This is a genomic window from Acidaminococcus sp., assembly GCF_057597765.1.
Map to the genome: position 1 here is coordinate 114965 of NZ_DBMBXK010000001.1, position 15768 is coordinate 130732.

Consider the following 15768-nt stretch of genomic DNA (forward strand, 5'->3'; position numbering starts at 1 on the left):
ATAAATCGCCGTTTCTTTCAATTCCAAATCCGATTATTTTTCGTTGGACAGGCCCAATTTTTCGAAAATCAGAAAGGCCAGGCTGGTCAGGATGGCTACCACCGTTGCCAGGCCCATGCCTTTCAGCTGGACGGGCCCGATGTGGACCGCTGCCCCGGAAAGACCGCTGATCATGGTCACGGCTGTGAGGATCAGGTTCTTGGGCTGGGTAAAGTCCACTTTCCGTTCCACCATCATCCGGAGGCCGGACGCTGCAATAAAACCGAACAATAAGATGCAGACGCCCCCCATCACCGGGGTGGGGATTCCGTGGATCACCGCAGCGATCTTCCCGATGAAGGAAAACAGGATGGCGAAAATGGCTGCGCCGCCGATGACCCAGGTGCTGTACACCCCGGTAATGGCCATGACCCCCATGTTTTCCCCGTAGGTAGTATTGGGAGTGGACCCCAGGAGCCCGGAGAGCACGTTGGAAAGACCATCCGCCATAAGGGACCGGTGGAGCCCGGGATCCTTGATCAGGTCACGTCCTACAATGTCGCTGGTGACGAACAGATGCCCCAGATGTTCCGCCAGCACCACAAACAGGGCGGGCAGGATCATCATGATGGCGGACACATTGAACCGGGGCTGGTAGAAGGTGGGGAAAGAGAACCAGGCGGCGGTTTCCACCGCAGAGAAGTTCACCACACCCATGAACCAGCTGAGGACGTAGCCGGACACCACCCCGATAAGGATGGGGATGATGGCGATGAATCCCCGGCCCAGGACGGTGGCCAGGATGGTCACAATCAGGGTGAACATGGAAATGGTCATGGCCTGACCGTTGGTCATCCCCTGGACCGGATCCACGAAGCCGCTCATGTTGAGAGCCAGGGGCGCCAGTTCCAGACCGATGATGGCCACAATGGACCCCATGGCCGCGGGCGGAAACAGCACATCGATCCAATCCGTGCCGATTTTCTTTACCATAAGGCCGATCAGGATGAAGCAGAGGCCGAAGGCAATGAAGCCTCCCTGGGCGTCTCCATAGGTCATCCCCGGGGTAGCGCACACCGCCAGCACAGGGGAAATGAAGGCGAAGCTGGAGCCCAGATAGGCCGGGAGCTTCCATTTGCAGATGGTCAGATACAGCAGGGTGCCCACCCCGTTCATAAACAGGGCGGTGGCAGGGTCCACGTGCAGGAGAAAAGGCACCAGTACGGTGGAACCGAACATGGCAAACAGATGCTGCAGGCTCAGAGGGATGGTTTCCAGGACCGGAAGCTTTTCTTCCACGTGGATGATTCGTCGTTCTTCCATGGATCATGACTCCTTTTTTCTTTTCATTTCTTTTATTTTACCATATCCGGCAGGGAAGAAGAAAGGAATGTTGGTACATTCTGGGGGCCGCCCGGCCGGCGGCCCTCCAGGGTTCATACGGTTTTCCCGAAATCTCCGGAAGCTGAAAAAAGGACTGTTGCTTATGCAACAGTCCTTCAAATTTCAATGGTGCCGGGGACCGGAATCGAACCGGTACGGAGATCACTCTCCGAGGGATTTTAAGTCCCTTGCGTCTGCCAGTTCCGCCACCTCGGCGAAAAAGTTAAATTGGAGGCGACGCCCAGAATCGAACTGGGGATAAAGGTTTTGCAGACCTCTGCCTTACCGCTTGGCTACGTCGCCATATGAAAATGGAGCGGAAAACGAGATTCGAACTCGCGACCCCCACCTTGGCAAGGTGATGCTCTACCACTGAGCTACTTCCGCATAAAGAATGGTGCCTCAGCGCAGAATCGAACTGCGGACACAAGGATTTTCAGTCCTTTGCTCTACCAACTGAGCTACCGAGGCAAATTGGCGACCCAGGACGGACTCGAACCGACGATCTCCGCCGTGACAGGGCGGCATTCTAACCAACTGAACTACTGGGCCGTTGTCAGGAAACACCCTCAGGTGCTGCCGACTTGATTAGTATACTGTATAGTAAGGAAAATGTCAAGGATAATTTAAGGCAATGGGAAATAAACTTCGCATTGCCGTCGCCGGTCATCAGTCAACGGCGGTCAGAAGGGACCCGGGCAGCGGATTCCTTCGATTCAGATAAAACCATAGAGAACGCATCCTCCCATGGACAAACAGCGACGGTATCAGGCTGTTTGCTGAGACTAGGGATACCAATTACATGCAAAAAAAAAGACTGCCCCATTTCTGGAGCAGTCTTTTCATTGCTTTTGGAATTATTTCCGCAGGCCCAGTCTTTCTACAATGCTTCTGTACCGTTCGATGTTTTTCTTCATCAGGTAGTTCAGCAGGCCACGGCGCTGACCAACCATTTTCAGCAGGCCGCGACGGGAATGATGGTCCTTCTTGTTGGCTTTCAGGTGTTCGGTCAGATAGCTGATCCGTTCGGTCAGGATGGCGATCTGTACTTCAGGAGACCCGGTGTCCTGTTCGTTGATGCGGTAGGTTTCGATGAGTTCTTTCTTTCTTGCAGGCGTTAACATTGTTCTTTTCCTCCTTAGTCATAGAAAAGCCCGTGGCTGCAGCTGGCGTCGGAGTGTCGCGCAGCAGCGCCAAGGTTCAAAGAATTGTGCTCTTCCAGCACGTTGGCATTATAACATACTTTACAGTTTGGTGCAAGGGAAAAGGAAGGGCCATCAGGACCCTTGCGACAGCAGATACACGCAGTACTGATTCATGCTGACTCCTTCTTCTTTGGCGTGTTCGGCCAGACGGCGGTGCAGGCTTTTGGGGATCCGCAGCTTAAACTGTCCGGAATATCCATTGGCAGATACCGGTTCTGCAATCTCCACTCCGCTTTCCAAGGCTGCGGCCAGCCACTCCTTCTTCGCATCTTCAGCATTTTTGGCAGCCTCTTCCATGGAATCACCGACCGTGATGCATCCCGGCAAATCCGGATAACGGGCCACATATCCCCCCTCATCCGGATCTGGAACGATTTCCAGCCGATAGGGAAGCGCCATATAATATTCAATCGTTTTCATTTCCAGCTTCCTCCTCCACCACCTGGCGGACCATCTCGACATATACTTTTTTGATGGGTTCATGTTTGGGGACAGTAATGGGGTTTTTTCCAGGTTTCCTGAAAGTATAATGGCTGCTTCCGCCTCTGGGCGCACTCATTACATACCCATAACTCTCCAATATTTTTCTTAGTTCATCAAACCTCATGTCTTTTGATAAAGTGAGTATTTTTTTCAGCAATTTTTCCCATTTAGACATATCGTTCCTGCCTTTAGTATAATTGACACCATATATGGTGTCAATATCTTGTTTCCTATTGTGTACTGTCCAACGTTTTCCCTGATATTACATAGTATGTATTTTACTATATTTGTAGAATATTTCAACTTTTTATAGTGAAGCTAAAAAAGACGTCAGCCTGTTGGCAGTCAGCAGAGGATCCCTGCTTTCCATACCGAACAAATCTGACGTCTGCCATCTCAAGGCCCAAAAAGGAATAGTAATAATGTCCTTTTAGATCAGGTTAATATTTTAGACAGGAATTTCTGGGCCCGTTCCGATTTGGGATGAGCGAAAAATTCCGCCGGCGGGGCGCTTTCCACCAGATAGCCCCCATCCATGAAATGGATCATGTCGGATACATCCCGGGCAAAGCCCATTTCGTGGGTCACCAGTACCATGGTAATGCCGCTCTGGGCCAGTTCCCGGATCACGTCCAGCACCTCTTTCACCATTTCCGGATCCAGGGCGGACGTAGGTTCATCCAGGAGTAGCACATCCGGATGCATGGCCATGGCCCGGGCGATGGCCACCCGCTGCTGCTGGCCCCCGGAAAGCCGGCTGGGATATTCTCCTGCCTTGTCAGCCAGCCCAACTTTGGCCAAGAGTTCCCGGCCATCTTTTTCTGCTTCTTCCCGGCTTTTCCCATTGACCACCATGGGGGCATAGGTCACGTTCCGGAGTACGGTCATGTTTTTGAACAGGTTGAAATGCTGGAACACCATCACTTCTTTTTTCCGGATGTCCGCAATCTTTATCGCCGGTGCCAGAATATCCTGACCTTCGAAGATGATCTTTCCCCCATCAGGTTTTTCCAGCAGGTTCAGACACCGGAGCAGGGTGGATTTTCCACTGCCGGAAGGACCGATGATGGTCACCACCTGTCCCCGCTCCACCTCCAGGCTGATGTCCTTCAGGACTTCCAGACTGCCGAAATGTTTGGCCACATGTTCTACTTGGATAATGTTGTCAGTCACTGATACGCACCTTCTTTTCTACATATCCTCCAATGAAGGTTATTCCCATTACCAGTACGTAATAAACAACCGCAGCAATGATAAACGCTTCAAAGGCACGAAAAGTCTTTGCCTGCACAAGATCAGCCCAACGCAGGGTATCCGCTACACCAATAACAGACACAAGACTGGAGTCTTTCAGTAAGGCAATGCTTTCATTAACCAGTGCAGGAAAGGTATTTTTAATAGCCTGTGGCAGAATGACATCTAGAATAAAACGATGTTTGGGTACACCTAAAGAAAACGCAGCTTCCCACTGGCCCTTGTCAACAGAAAGAATTCCCCCACGAAGAGCTTCTGAAATATAAGCGGCGGAATTCATTCCAAAGGACAGCACACCAGCCTCCAAAGCAGAAATCGTGTAGCCGGTCAATTGAGGAGTAGCAAAATAAATCAGCATGAGCTGGACCAGCAACGGCGTACCGCGAAATACAGAAATATAGAATTTAGCGAAGGGCGACAGTATCCTGTTTTTTGAAATCGTGAATAAGGCCAAGATGAAACCGCCAATGAATCCCAGGAACGTGGAAAAGAATGTGAATTTCAGCGTAATCCAAACAGCCGACGTCAATAAGGGAAAATAGGGCTCCAGCACATAAAATTTAAACATGATGAACCGTCTCTTTCTTAGTCCAGGTTTAGAGAAGAAAGCCGGCTCTTAGAGGCCGGCATCCTTCACCATTTTTTCATAGTTTTTCGTTTGTTCTTCACCCAGATTCTTTACCAGAATCTTGTGGAATTCACCATTTTTCATCATTTCATTCAGGATTTCATTGACTTTGTCCACATCTTTGGAATCCTTTGGCAAAGCAATGCAGAAGATTTCATCCTTATCAGTGGACAATGCCAGCATATGCATTTCCAGTTCCGGATGTTCTTTGCAGAAAATAATGGCATGAGTACCATCCACCAGTCCAGCATCCAGACGTCCATTCAATACATCCTGTACTACCAACAGAGAAGAATCAAGTTCCACTACATCAATCCCAGGGACAGCCTTCAAATCTCTTGCATAGGTAGTACCCATAGTCGTACCGGCCTTTTTCCCTTTCAGCATTTCCAGCGAAGAAAAATTTGTTCCTTTCTTGGCGATAATAGCTTTGGGTGGATAATAATAGGCCTTGGAGAAGCTGACCACTTTGCTCCGTTCATCAGTAGGAGAAAGGCCTGCCACAACCATATCAGCACGCCCGCTTTGCAGAGTCGGAACCAAGGAAGCAAATTTCATATCCTGAAACTCCACTTTCTTGCCCATTTTCTTACCAATGTATTCAGCAAGATCAATATCGATTCCTACAAATTTTCCTGTTTTTTCATCAATAGATTGAAAAGGCGGGAATGTACAGTTGGTGGCTACTTTTAGCACACCATTGGGAGCACTGTCTTTGGCCGTATCAGCTGCCTTTTTCTGCTCTCCCCCGCATCCGGCCAGAAGAACAGAAGCAGACAGCACCATCAGCCCCATTGCAATCATTTTCATCATTTTACTTTTCATCATTGTATCCCCTCTCTGGACAACTTGTCCCTTTATCTTTTATATTCTGGAAAGCCATTTTGTACCAACAGATAGCGGGCCACCTGTTCATCCGTGGCAATCCACGCACCATGGTCTTTGGCATACCGGACAAATTCACGCAGATTACGCAAATAGCCCGGACGGCCAATATACTGCGGATGCATAACAAAATTCATAAATCCTTTTTCTTCCAGGATTCCGTCCAGTTCTTCTTCCCAGATTTGAATGAATTCTCTCCCGCTTCGCAGATTGGTATGCATGGGGGATTGAATAGTATACATGTCATAAGCCGTATCATCATGAATACTATCCTTGGGAAGTTCCACAATAGGAACTGTCTCTCCATTAATCTGATGAAGGAACGGTCTGTCAGTATCTCTCCAGTTGGAAGAATAGATATATCCCCGTTCTTTCCATAACCGTAAATGAAAATCATAAAGATACCCTTCCGGACTGCGGTTCCCCATGGGGCGTTTTCCCGTGATGCCGGTGAGTATTTTTTCACATTTCTCCATCAGGGCATTTTCTTTTTCATAATCATCATAAGCTTCATGTTTGTATCCATGATAGGATATTTCATGCCCTTGGAAAGCAATTTCACGAATGACTTCCGGATGTAGTTTCGCTATATATGCTGGAGTGAAAAAGGTTGCCTTGACCTGTTCTGATTCCAACATCCTTAAAATCCGTGGGATTCCCTGGCGAACAGAATAGACTCCCCTGGACAAATTCACCGGATGATGGATATTTTCAGGATTCCGTGTAGTCCACATGGTTTCTGCATCAATATCAAAGGACAGACACAGCGCCATCTTGTAAGGTTCCGGCCAGTGATAATTCATATCTGTTCACCTCCCCTGGATTCATAGAAGTCCTTTACATAATTTGCCACCGTTTCACAATCTGCAATCCAGGCGCCTCTCTGCTGCATATAAAGAATTAATTTTTCCAGCATATGGATTCGGCTGACTCGACCGCTGAGCTGGGGATGGAGTTTCAGGACCATCACCTTATCACCTTCTGCCGCCAGTTCATCAAATGCATCCTGCCACTGGACATATACATCATCTGGACGCGAACTGCATAATATGGTCGCTGAATCTGCATAAGAAAAATAATAATAGGTAAAATCATCCAGCGTCACATCAGTAGGAAGTTCTATGATTCCATTGGGAAGCTGGTATGGCCAATCGCAGTCTTTTAGTGTGGAGTCATAGAGATATCCCTGTCTCTGAAACAGATCCAAACTGTATTCCTGTAAGGTATCCAAAGGTCCCCGAGCCCCTGTCGGCTTTTTTCCAGAAACCTCAACAATCAGATTTTCAGCTTTCGCCAGATTTTCCTTTTCTTCCTCAATAGGAATGCCCAAGCGGCTGTCATGCTCATACCCATGGTATCCGATTTCCAACCCTCTGTCGGCAATTTTCTTCACCGCATCCGGATATTCTTCGATGATCTTCCCGGGAATAAAGAACGTGGCAGGCAGATGCTGCCGGTCCAGCAGAGCCAGGCACCGGTCCAGACCTTCGTGAGGGCCGTACTGGCCCCGGGAAAAGTCAGAGAATCCGATGGTTTTCTTCCCGATGACGGAATGACGCAACAGTTCCGCGTCAAAATCAAAAGTCAGCATGACGGCGATCCGCTTGCCTCCCGGCCACTGGATCCCATCCCCGTTTTTCAAAGCAATCAATAATTTCACCTTCCGTGCCATAGTATAGGATTCTGATTGGAATAAAGGTTATTATAGCACATATAAGATAACGTTGTGCATATTTTTTCACTGATTATGAATACATATAATTTCATGTATCATTTGTTACAAAAAAAAAGAAGCTGCCTGCTTGTTACGCAGACAGCTTCCTGATTTCTCTCTTACAGAGCAGCCTTGGCAGTTTCCACCAGTTTGGCGAAAGCAGCGGCATCGTTTACAGCCATGTCGGCCAGGACTTTCCGGTCCAGCACAACGCCGGCTTTGGTCAGGCCGCAGATGAAACGGCTGTAGCTCAGGCCGTTGGCCCGGGTAGCAGCGTTGATCCGGGCGATCCACAGCTGACGGAATTCGCGTTTCTTGGCTCTTCTGTCACGACGGGCATACATCAGGCCCTTCATGACGGTTTCATTGGCTTTTTTGAACAGCTTGCTCTTGGAACCTCTGTAGCCTTTGGCCAGCTTCAGGATATGTTTATGACGTCTATGGGCAGTTACGCCGACTTTAATTCTTGCCATTGTTTATTTCCTCCTTGGAATCTCTGAAATCTCTCAAACAGTGAAATTATGCGTACGGCAGCATCTTGGCTACACGTTCGTGGTCGGTCTTGTGGACCAGACCCGCTTTACGCAGGTTTCTCTTACGGGTAGGAGATTTGTGTTCCAGGATGTGGCTCCGGAAAGCTTTACCACGTTTGAATTCACCGGTAGCGGTGGCTTTGAAGCGTTTAGCAGCAGATCTGCGGGTTTTCATTTTCGGCATGATTGGACATCCTCCTTGTTATTTGGCACTTTTGGGAGCAACGATCATGATCATGTTGCGTCCTTCCAGCTTCGGCTTTCTTTCCACAGTGGCAATCTCCTGCAGTTGGTCAGCCATTCTATTCAGTAATTGTTCACCCAGTTCCGGATGGGTCATTTCCCGGCCCCGGAACATGATGGTAACTTTTACCTTGTCACCGCCCTGTAAGAAGCGGATGGCATTCTTGGTCTTTACTTCGAAATCGTGGTCTTCGATGCGGATCCGGAGTTTGACTTCCTTCACATCGATGATTCTCTGGCGCTTCCGGGCCTCTTTTTCTCTCTTCTGCTGTTCATAGAGATACTTGCCGTAATCCATGATCCGGCAGACCGGGGGTTTGGCCTTGGGAGCGATTTCCACCAGGTCCAGATGCTTTTCTTCGGCCAGGTGCAGGGCATCATGGAGAGACATGATTCCAAACTGTTCCCCGTCCGCAGAATTTACACGAACTTCTCTTGCGCGGATGGCTTCATTGATCCGCAGTTCATCTTTTGCTATGACGTTCACCTCCAATAGGTTAGACAGACAATAAAATAAAAACGGGCGAACCAAAGTCCACCCGTTGCAAATCCGTATCACTGACCCTGTCGAGCATTGCCGCAAGGTGAGAAGCAGGTGGCCTCTACTTTGGTTACTTGATTATTATACCACAGGGATATTATTTTGCAAGCTTTTTTACATCATCTGCCGGAATTTCTCAATGGGCAGCAGCCGGTAGAGCACCATGCAGATCACCAGATCCGGCAGCAGATAGGAACCGTTGGCCACCAGGGAATAGACTGCCGGGGACATGGTGGCTGGCGCATAGCTGGCAAAGAACACCACCCCGGAAAGGAAATGGAACAGATACCGGACGGCCACCCCCACGGCCATGCCCAGATAGGGCCGCTGAGGGAAGAATCCGCACAGCCCCAGGGCCATGAAAGGCAGGGGATAATCCAGGAGCACCTGGACCGGATGGAGGATGTAGGGGTTCAGCAGCAGGTTCAGCAGCCCGTACACGAACCCGGCCATGATCCCCACCCGGGGGCCGTACACAAAGGCTATGAGCATCATGGGCAGCATACCTCCCAGGGTAATGGTGCCTCCGTAGGGCATCCGGTAAAGGGGCAGCAGGCTCAGCACCAGGGTCAGGGCCAGGAGCAGGCCGCAGACAGTGGCCTGGTGAGTGGTGATCTTCATTGGCCGTCCCTCTCTTCTCTTGCCTGGCGCATCAGGGCGATTTCCGCCTGGTAGCCGGCCAGTTCATTGGGGGTCTCCAGGATAAAGGGCAGGTCCCGGAGGGCCGGATGATTCACCACGTTTTTCAGGGTTTCCAGTCCGATGCATCCCAGGCCCAGCTTTTCGTGCCGGTCCTTGTGGGCTCCCAGGGGATTTTTGCTGTCGTTGAGATGGATGGCTTTCAGCCGGTCCAGCCCAAGGGTCCGGTCGAATTCTTCCAGTACTCCGTCCAGATTAGAAGCGATGTCATACCCTCCGTCCCACACATGGCAGGTATCCAGGCACACCCCCACTTTTTCCGGATGGTCCAGCCGGTCGATGATGGCCCGGAGTTCTCCGAAGGTCCGGCCCACTTCCGTCCCCTTCCCGGCCATGGTTTCCAGGAGCAGGGTGGTGGAAAGATCCGGATCCAGCACGGCGTTCAGGCACTGGGCAATGAGAGCGATGCCTGTTTCCGACCCCTGTCCCAGGTGGTTTCCCGGGTGCATGTTGTAATAGTTCCCGGGCACCGCCTCCAGCTTTCTCAAATCATCGGCGATGGTTTCCCGGGCAAAAGTCCGCACATCCTCCTTGGAAGAAGCCGGATTCAGGGTATAGGGAGCGTGGGCCACCAGAGGGATGGTCCGATTGAGCTCCCAGAGGGCCTGGAATTTTTCCACATCTTTGGGATCGATTTCCTTGGCTTTGCTGCCCCGGGGATTCCGGGTAAAAAAGGCAAAGGTATCCGCCCCGATGGAAAGAGCCGTCTTCCCCATGGCGGCGAATCCTTTGCTGGAGGACAAATGGCATCCAATATGAAGCATCCTGTATGTACTTCCTTTCGTTTATTTCACGTGGCTTGCAAAATCAAAGGGCAGTTCGATGATGTACCGCATGCCCCGGCCTTCCGCATTGTCCGCCCGGATCTGTCCCCCCATCAGGGTCACCAGACGCTGGGTCACCACCAGGCCCAGGCCTCCGTGGACTTTGGCGCTGCCCACCTGCCGGGTCAGTTCAAAAGGCAGGAAGGCTTTCTCCACCATTTCCTGGGGCACCCTCATGCCGGCGCAGAGCACGGTGAATTCCATGGCAACTTTTTTGTTCTTCACCAGTTTCTGCCGTACGGCGCAAAGGACTTTCTGTCCCCGGTCCGTAAACAGCAGAACATGGGTGAGCAGGTTCAGCAGTACCTGTTCCAGCCGTTTTTCGTCCCCGATCAGGTTGGGATACAAGAGAGGTTCCACGGTGCAGTCGTAGGTGATGTCCCGTTTCTCCCCTTCTTTCTGGAACAGCTGGTTCAGTTTGGTCAATGTCTCATCCACATTGAATTCCTCGCTGCGGATTTCCAGGGTGCCGTTTTCGATGTCGGACAGTTCCTTTACGTCTTCGATCATGGTCATGAGATACCGGGCTTCCTGCTGGCTTTCGTCCAGATAATCCTTCCGCCGTCCCGGATCCATTTCCTCCCGGGTGAGGCTGAGATTCCCCATAATGTCCCGGAGGGCTTCCCGGGTATCCTGGCTGAACCGGTTGAGGAATTCCGTTTTGGCCTGGGCGGCCTTCCGGGCTTCGTTCATGTCCAGGCTCAGCTGGGCCCGTTTTTCCATTTCTGCAGACCGGCTGTCATCCACATCCCGCTTCAGCAACAGGCAGCTGCGGCTGTGGATTTTGTCATTCTTGACTCCCTGGAACAGGAAGGCCTTCCAATGGAAAGTACCATCGGCGCCTTTTTCCCGGGCAATGAATTCCACCGGAGAGCAAGTCTTCATGGCCTTTTCGATGGCCCCTTTGATATAGTCTTCGTTGTATTTCAGGCCGTCGCTGGGATGGAGGGGTCCGATCAGGTCCCCGATTCCCTCAATGTCCCGCTGGTCGATTTTCAGGTCTCCGTCCACGAAATGATACCGGTAGGCCTTCTGCTTTTTCCAGTCCACATCTTCCAGACTGTCATAGGTATCACAGAGATGGGCGATCATCCGGCCGATCCGGTAGCGGATCTTCCGTTCCCGGCGCACCTGGTGGGTGCGGAACCGGTAGGCGATCAGCAGCAGGACCAGAAGGCCCAGCAGGACTTCCGCCCCGGTTTTCAGCATGGGTGCGGTGGGAAGAGTTCCCGCGGCACCGGTGAGGAAATTTTTCCAAACGGCGATCTGACTGGTCAGGGTATTGATGATTTCCATAATCCACGCTCCTTGCCCTTACTGTTGGAGCTGCTGACGGAGATAGGCTTCCGCCGCCTGCAGCTGGTTGCTTCCTTCTTCATCGGCGGCTTCCACCACCTGGTCCGGCTCGATGCCCACCTTGTCGATGCTCCGGCCGCTGGGGGTATAATACCGGGCCACGGTCAGCTTCACGGCGGTTTTGTTGCTCAGGAGGAAAATATTCTGGACCACACCTTTGCCATAGGTCTTCACCCCGAAGATATTCCCGGATCCGGTATCCTGGATGGCGCCGGAGACGATTTCCGCCGCGCTGGCGGTGCCATGGTTCACCAGTACCGCCAGGGGGAAGTCCACTTTTTCCAACGAAGAGGATTCGGTCTGGGTGTTCCCGTCCTTGTCCGTAACGGACACAATGGGACCTTTGGGCACCAGGTACCGGGCTACTTCCACACCGCTTTCCAGAAGGCCTCCCGGGTTGTCCCGCAGGTCCAGTACCAGGGCCTTCATCCCCTTGTCCCGGAGATCCTGGAGGCTGGCACCAAAGTCTTTGCCTGTATCCTCGTTGAAATTGGTCACCCGGATATACCCGATGCCGTTTTCCTCCATCCGGCTGTACACGCTTTTCAGCTTGATGTCGCTGCGGGTAACGGTTACATCCCGGGGTTCCTCCTCTCCCCGTTTCAGGGTCAGGGTCACCTGGGATCCGTCCTGACCCCGGATTTTTTTCACCACCTGGTTCAGAGTCTGGCCGGACAGGTCTTCTCCGTCGATTTTCAGCAGGATGTCCCCGGCTTTGATGCCGGCCTTGTAGGCAGGGGTGTCCTCAATGGGAGCCACCACCACGAACTGGCTGTCCTTTTTCTGGCCCATGACCATGCCCACCCCGCCGAAATGGCCTTCGGTCATGGTGGACAGGGCCTGGAAGTCCTGGTTGTCCAGGTAGGTGGAATAGGGATCGTTCAGGACCCCCACCATGCCTTTGAGCGCCCCGTCATAAATGGCTTTCCGATCGGTTTGCCCTACATAATGTTCCTGGATCAGGTGCATGGTCCGGACGATCTGGAAAAGGGCTCCCGGGTCTCCGATCCAGTTTTTCATCAGATAATAGGTCCCGCCGCTGAACACACCCAGGGACAGGAAGAATACCCCCAGCATCTGGGGGGCTGTATAGCGTTTTTTGAACATAGTTTGCCTCTGTGGGATGCTGCCCGGCAGCATCCCTGTCACTGGTCACTGGTCAATTGTCACTGGCCGCTGGAAGGCAAACGCCGGGCATTTGCCACCGAATGCAGAAATTTTCTCTGCTCTTTACTCTTTTCTCTGCACTCTGCACTCTGCACTCTGCACTCTTTACTCTGCACTCCTGCTTACGGCAGATACTGCAGGGGACTGACCACTTCCCCATGGATACGGACTTCGAAATGACAGTGGGGTCCGGTGGAATTGCCGGTGCTGCCGGCCAGGGCGATGGTCTGCCCTTTGCTCACCTGTTCCCCTTCTCCCACGGTAATGGAAGAATTGTGGCCGTACAGGGTCACCATGCCCCCGCCGTGGTCGATCATCACCGCATTGCCGTAGCCGCCCATCCAGCCAGCGTACACCACGGTACCGCTGTCCGCAGCATGGACCGGATCCCCGTAGTCGGCTCCGATATCCAGCCCTGCATGGAAGATCTGGGTCCCCCAGATGGGATGGACCCGCCAGCCGAAGGGAGAGGTGATCTCCCCGTTCACCGGCCAGGCCAACTGGCCGGTGCCCCCTGCCTGGGGCATCATCCGGCCTTCCTGTTCCATCCGCTGAATCATAGCGGTGATTTCCTGGCTGTTCCGCTGGAGTTCTTCATATTCCGCATCCAGCTGGGCTTTTTCCGCCAGAGCCTGTTCATACAGTTTCTGCCGTTCCACCGTCTTCTGTGCCACGATCTGCTGTTCCTTCTGGCCTTCCGCATGGGCAGCTGCCAGCTGGCTCTTGATGTCGTCCAGTTCCGCCTTTTTCGCCAGCAGTTCCTCCCGCTGAGTCTCCAGCCGGTCGATCAGGTTGAAATCCCGGCGGACCACCCGCTGGAGCAGGTACATCCGGGAAGAGAAATCCCGGAAATCCGCCGCTCCCAGCAGCACATCCAGATAGTTCACCTGGCCGTTTTCGTAAATGTCCCGGAGCCGTTTTTTGTACACCGCCCGGCTTTTGTCATATTCCTTCTGTTTGGCTGCCAGGGCCGCCTCGTTCTGACGGATCTTGATTTCCAGAGCCTGCTGCCGGGCCTCGATGGCCGCCAGCTTCCGCTTGGCTTCCGCCAGTTCTTCCTGGGTCAGGATCAGCTGCTCCATGGCATTGCCGATTTCTTTTTTCTTTTCTTCCAGCTGGGCGTCCTTTTCCCCCATCTGCTGCTGGATCTCGTCCAGCTGAGCCCGCTTCTCCTCAATGGTTTCCGCCCAGGAAACGGAAGCGGACAGCTGGGTCCCCAGCAAAAGGAGGGCGGCAGCAAGGGCTGCTTGTTTCTTCATCCCCACCGCCTCCTACACATCCAGGAACTTCCGCAGGGAGATGCTGCTGCCCAGAGCCCCGATCAGGGTCCCCACACAGACCAGTCCCCCGCAGAGCCAGCCCATGGTGGGCCAGCTGGGCAGCATGGGGAAGAAGGCCAGGGTCCCGTAGATCTTGGCCTGGATGGCATTGTACCCTTTGTACAGGGCTGCCGAAGCGATCACCGCCCCCACAAAGCCCATGATCATCCCCTCCAGCAGAAAGGGCCAGCGGATGAACCAGTCAGTGGCCCCCACATATTTCATGATGTTCACTTCCCGGCGCCGGGCAAACACGGTGATCCGGATGGTGTTGGAGATAATGAACAGGGTGGCAATGGCCAGAAGCACGATCAGCAGCACCCCGCCGATCCGGAGCACCCGGGTCAGCTGGAACAGATGTTCCACCACTTCCTGGCCGAACTTGGCGGTTTCCACCCCGGGCATCTGCTGGAACTGGGGCACCAGCTGGGGAATCCGTTCCGGATTGTCCACCTGGATCTCAAAGGAGGCCGGGAAGGGATTGTCCTCTCCCAGGGCCGCCAGCAGCTTCTGCTGTTCTCCCAGACGGCTCTTGAAATCCGCCAGGGCCTGCTCCTTGGTCCGGGGCGTCACCTTCACGATCCCGGGGGTGCTCCGGAGCACTTTTTCCATCTGCTTCAGCTGGTCGGCGGAAGCGCTGTCTTCCATATAGATAGTGACCTGGACCTGGTTCTCCAGATGTCTGGCCAGGTTGTTCACATTGAGCACCATGGTGAGGAACATCCCCAGCACCAGGATGGACAGGGCCACGGTGCTGATGGAGGCGATGCTCATCAGGGAATTCCGCTTCAGAGAGGTAAAGGTCTCCTTGATGTAATACCATTTTGTACTAAACTTCATACCCGTAAACTCCTTTGCGGTCATCCCGGACCAGCCGCCCGTTTTCCAGGGCGATGACCCGTTTCTGCATATAATCCACCATGGTCTTGTCGTGGGTGGCCATCAGGATGGTGGTGCCCCGGCTGTTGATCTGGGTGAAGATTTCCATGATTTCCTTGCTGGTTTCCGGGTCCAGGTTGCCAGTGGGTTCATCAGCGATCACCAGGAGAGGGTCGTTGACAATGGCCCGGGCAATGGCCACCCGCTGCTGTTCGCCCCCGCTCATCTCTCCCGGATAGTTGTCCCCCCGGCCCTTCAGGCCCACCAGTTCCAGCACTTCATTGACCCGCTGCCGGATCTTGTGGCTGGGGGCCTCGATCACCTGCATGGCAAAGGCCACGTTTTCATAGGCGGTCCGGTCGTTGAGCAGCCGGAAGTCCTGGAAGACGATGCCCAGCTGCCGCCGGAGATAGGGAATGTCCCCCCGCTTCAGTTTCATCACATCCACTCCGTCCACCAGGATCTGCCCGGAAGTGGGTTCGATTTCCCGGGAGATCAGCCGGATGAAGGTAGATTTGCCGGCCCCGCTGGGGCCCACCAGGAACACGAACTCTCCCGGTTTGATATGTACGTTGATATCCTCCAGGGCTACCGCCCCGCCAGGATAGACCTTGCCTGCATGACGCATTTCCAGCATGGGATTCCTCCTGTATTTTCATAGGTTGGAAAACCCGGT

Annotated in this window: 19 protein-coding genes and 5 tRNA genes; all 24 read right to left on the bottom strand. The window is 52.9% G+C overall.

Annotated elements, in window-relative coordinates; all coding sequences use genetic code 11:
* Window positions 1-33 precede the first annotated feature (33 nt).
* A complete protein-coding gene (uraA, locus tag ACZOF8_RS00525; RefSeq protein WP_154487920.1) occupies window positions 34-1302 on the bottom strand; it encodes a uracil permease in 1269 nt (422 codons plus the stop codon).
* A 187-nt stretch (window positions 1303-1489) separates the two neighbouring features.
* Window positions 1490-1578 (bottom strand) — tRNA-Leu (locus tag ACZOF8_RS00530).
* Between the two features lie 13 nt (window positions 1579-1591).
* Window positions 1592-1665: transfer RNA gene (locus ACZOF8_RS00535), tRNA-Cys, on the bottom strand.
* A 9-nt stretch (window positions 1666-1674) separates the two neighbouring features.
* Window positions 1675-1749, bottom strand: a tRNA-Gly gene (locus ACZOF8_RS00540).
* An 8-nt stretch (window positions 1750-1757) separates the two neighbouring features.
* A tRNA-Phe gene (locus tag ACZOF8_RS00545) sits at window positions 1758-1833 on the bottom strand.
* Between the two features lie 4 nt (window positions 1834-1837).
* Window positions 1838-1914: transfer RNA gene (locus tag ACZOF8_RS00550), tRNA-Asp, on the bottom strand.
* 305 nt (window positions 1915-2219) lie between these two features.
* The gene (rpsO, locus tag ACZOF8_RS00555) at window positions 2220-2486 is read right to left on the bottom strand and encodes a 30S ribosomal protein S15 (protein ID WP_012938052.1); all 267 of its coding nucleotides are present in this window, start codon (window positions 2484-2486) and stop codon (window positions 2220-2222) included.
* 153 nt (window positions 2487-2639) lie between these two features.
* Window positions 2640-2987, bottom strand: coding sequence for a toxin-antitoxin system HicB family antitoxin (locus ACZOF8_RS00560; RefSeq protein ID WP_022488389.1), 348 nt, complete (start codon window positions 2985-2987; stop codon window positions 2640-2642).
* Window positions 2974-3225, bottom strand: coding sequence for a type II toxin-antitoxin system HicA family toxin (locus ACZOF8_RS00565; protein ID WP_022488388.1), 252 nt, complete (start codon window positions 3223-3225; stop codon window positions 2974-2976). Before ACZOF8_RS00565 ends, ACZOF8_RS00560 begins: the two co-directional genes overlap by 14 nt.
* 260 nt (window positions 3226-3485) lie before the next feature.
* The gene (locus tag ACZOF8_RS00570) at window positions 3486-4211 is read right to left on the bottom strand and encodes an amino acid ABC transporter ATP-binding protein (protein WP_487426476.1); all 726 of its coding nucleotides are present in this window, start codon (window positions 4209-4211) and stop codon (window positions 3486-3488) included.
* A 4-nt stretch (window positions 4212-4215) separates the two neighbouring features.
* On the bottom strand, window positions 4216-4872 hold the full coding sequence (locus ACZOF8_RS00575; protein WP_154487923.1) for an amino acid ABC transporter permease: 657 nt from the start codon (window positions 4870-4872) through the stop codon (window positions 4216-4218).
* Window positions 4873-4920: 48 nt separating this feature from the next.
* The gene (locus ACZOF8_RS00580; RefSeq protein ID WP_481143611.1) at window positions 4921-5760 is read right to left on the bottom strand and encodes a substrate-binding periplasmic protein; all 840 of its coding nucleotides are present in this window, start codon (window positions 5758-5760) and stop codon (window positions 4921-4923) included.
* Window positions 5761-5789: 29 nt separating this feature from the next.
* Entirely contained in the window at window positions 5790-6620 is an 831-nt protein-coding gene (locus ACZOF8_RS00585) for a polysaccharide deacetylase family protein (protein WP_481143612.1), read from the bottom strand.
* On the bottom strand, window positions 6617-7468 hold the full coding sequence (locus ACZOF8_RS00590; RefSeq protein ID WP_487426457.1) for a polysaccharide deacetylase family protein: 852 nt from the start codon (window positions 7466-7468) through the stop codon (window positions 6617-6619). Before ACZOF8_RS00590 ends, ACZOF8_RS00585 begins: the two co-directional genes overlap by 4 nt.
* A 182-nt stretch (window positions 7469-7650) precedes the next feature.
* Window positions 7651-8004 carry a 50S ribosomal protein L20 gene (gene rplT, locus ACZOF8_RS00595; RefSeq protein ID WP_022488381.1) on the bottom strand — a complete coding sequence of 118 codons (354 nt, stop codon included), beginning with the start codon at window positions 8002-8004 and terminating at the stop codon, window positions 7651-7653.
* Window positions 8005-8050: 46 nt separating this feature from the next.
* Window positions 8051-8248, bottom strand: a complete 198-nt coding sequence (rpmI, locus tag ACZOF8_RS00600) for a 50S ribosomal protein L35 (RefSeq protein ID WP_022488380.1) — start codon at window positions 8246-8248, stop codon at window positions 8051-8053.
* A gap of 18 nt (window positions 8249-8266) precedes the next feature.
* Window positions 8267-8800, bottom strand: a complete 534-nt coding sequence (gene infC, locus ACZOF8_RS00605; RefSeq protein WP_154487927.1) for a translation initiation factor IF-3 — start codon at window positions 8798-8800, stop codon at window positions 8267-8269.
* A gap of 162 nt (window positions 8801-8962) precedes the next feature.
* On the bottom strand, window positions 8963-9469 hold the full coding sequence (gene thiT / locus ACZOF8_RS00610) for an energy-coupled thiamine transporter ThiT (RefSeq protein ID WP_022488378.1): 507 nt from the start codon (window positions 9467-9469) through the stop codon (window positions 8963-8965).
* On the bottom strand, window positions 9466-10311 hold the full coding sequence (locus tag ACZOF8_RS00615) for a deoxyribonuclease IV (RefSeq protein ID WP_441373860.1): 846 nt from the start codon (window positions 10309-10311) through the stop codon (window positions 9466-9468). Before ACZOF8_RS00615 ends, thiT begins: the two co-directional genes overlap by 4 nt.
* 21 nt (window positions 10312-10332) lie before the next feature.
* Complete coding sequence (locus ACZOF8_RS00620; protein ID WP_487426458.1) at window positions 10333-11667, bottom strand: sensor histidine kinase; 1335 nt, start codon at window positions 11665-11667, stop codon at window positions 10333-10335.
* Between the two features lie 18 nt (window positions 11668-11685).
* The gene (locus ACZOF8_RS00625; RefSeq protein WP_487426459.1) at window positions 11686-12834 is read right to left on the bottom strand and encodes a S41 family peptidase; all 1149 of its coding nucleotides are present in this window, start codon (window positions 12832-12834) and stop codon (window positions 11686-11688) included.
* A gap of 182 nt (window positions 12835-13016) precedes the next feature.
* On the bottom strand, window positions 13017-14153 hold the full coding sequence (locus ACZOF8_RS00630; protein ID WP_441369072.1) for a murein hydrolase activator EnvC family protein: 1137 nt from the start codon (window positions 14151-14153) through the stop codon (window positions 13017-13019).
* Between the two features lie 12 nt (window positions 14154-14165).
* Window positions 14166-15053, bottom strand: a complete 888-nt coding sequence (ftsX, locus tag ACZOF8_RS00635) for a permease-like cell division protein FtsX (protein ID WP_022488373.1) — start codon at window positions 15051-15053, stop codon at window positions 14166-14168.
* Window positions 15043-15729: a cell division ATP-binding protein FtsE gene (gene ftsE, locus ACZOF8_RS00640; protein ID WP_154487931.1), complete on the bottom strand. Its 687-nt coding sequence runs from the start codon at window positions 15727-15729 to the stop codon at window positions 15043-15045. Before ftsE ends, ftsX begins: the two co-directional genes overlap by 11 nt.
* Window positions 15730-15768 lie beyond the last annotated feature (39 nt).

Bases quoted from the DNA above. Each gene is read 5' to 3' on its own strand.
- uraA (WP_154487920.1), bottom strand. From the start codon at position 1,302: ATGGAAGAACGACGAATCATCCACGTGGAAGAAAAGCTTCCGGTCCTG.
- rpsO (WP_012938052.1), bottom strand. From the start codon at position 2,486: ATGTTAACGCCTGCAAGAAAGAAAGAACTCATCGAAACCTACCGCATC.
- ACZOF8_RS00560 (WP_022488389.1), bottom strand. From the start codon at position 2,987: ATGAAAACGATTGAATATTATATGGCGCTTCCCTATCGGCTGGAAATC.
- ACZOF8_RS00565 (WP_022488388.1), bottom strand. From the start codon at position 3,225: ATGTCTAAATGGGAAAAATTGCTGAAAAAAATACTCACTTTATCAAAA.
- ACZOF8_RS00575 (WP_154487923.1), bottom strand. From the start codon at position 4,872: ATGTTTAAATTTTATGTGCTGGAGCCCTATTTTCCCTTATTGACGTCG.
- ACZOF8_RS00580 (WP_481143611.1), bottom strand. From the start codon at position 5,760: ATGATGAAAAGTAAAATGATGAAAATGATTGCAATGGGGCTGATGGTG.
- ACZOF8_RS00585 (WP_481143612.1), bottom strand. From the start codon at position 6,620: ATGAATTATCACTGGCCGGAACCTTACAAGATGGCGCTGTGTCTGTCC.
- rplT (WP_022488381.1), bottom strand. From the start codon at position 8,004: ATGGCAAGAATTAAAGTCGGCGTAACTGCCCATAGACGTCATAAACAT.
- rpmI (WP_022488380.1), bottom strand. From the start codon at position 8,248: ATGCCGAAAATGAAAACCCGCAGATCTGCTGCTAAACGCTTCAAAGCC.
- thiT (WP_022488378.1), bottom strand. From the start codon at position 9,469: ATGAAGATCACCACTCACCAGGCCACTGTCTGCGGCCTGCTCCTGGCC.
- ACZOF8_RS00615 (WP_441373860.1), bottom strand. From the start codon at position 10,311: ATGCTTCATATTGGATGCCATTTGTCCTCCAGCAAAGGATTCGCCGCC.
- ACZOF8_RS00620 (WP_487426458.1), bottom strand. From the start codon at position 11,667: ATGGAAATCATCAATACCCTGACCAGTCAGATCGCCGTTTGGAAAAAT.
- ACZOF8_RS00625 (WP_487426459.1), bottom strand. From the start codon at position 12,834: ATGTTCAAAAAACGCTATACAGCCCCCCAGATGCTGGGGGTATTCTTC.
- ACZOF8_RS00630 (WP_441369072.1), bottom strand. From the start codon at position 14,153: ATGAAGAAACAAGCAGCCCTTGCTGCCGCCCTCCTTTTGCTGGGGACC.
- ftsX (WP_022488373.1), bottom strand. From the start codon at position 15,053: ATGAAGTTTAGTACAAAATGGTATTACATCAAGGAGACCTTTACCTCT.
- ftsE (WP_154487931.1), bottom strand. From the start codon at position 15,729: ATGCTGGAAATGCGTCATGCAGGCAAGGTCTATCCTGGCGGGGCGGTA.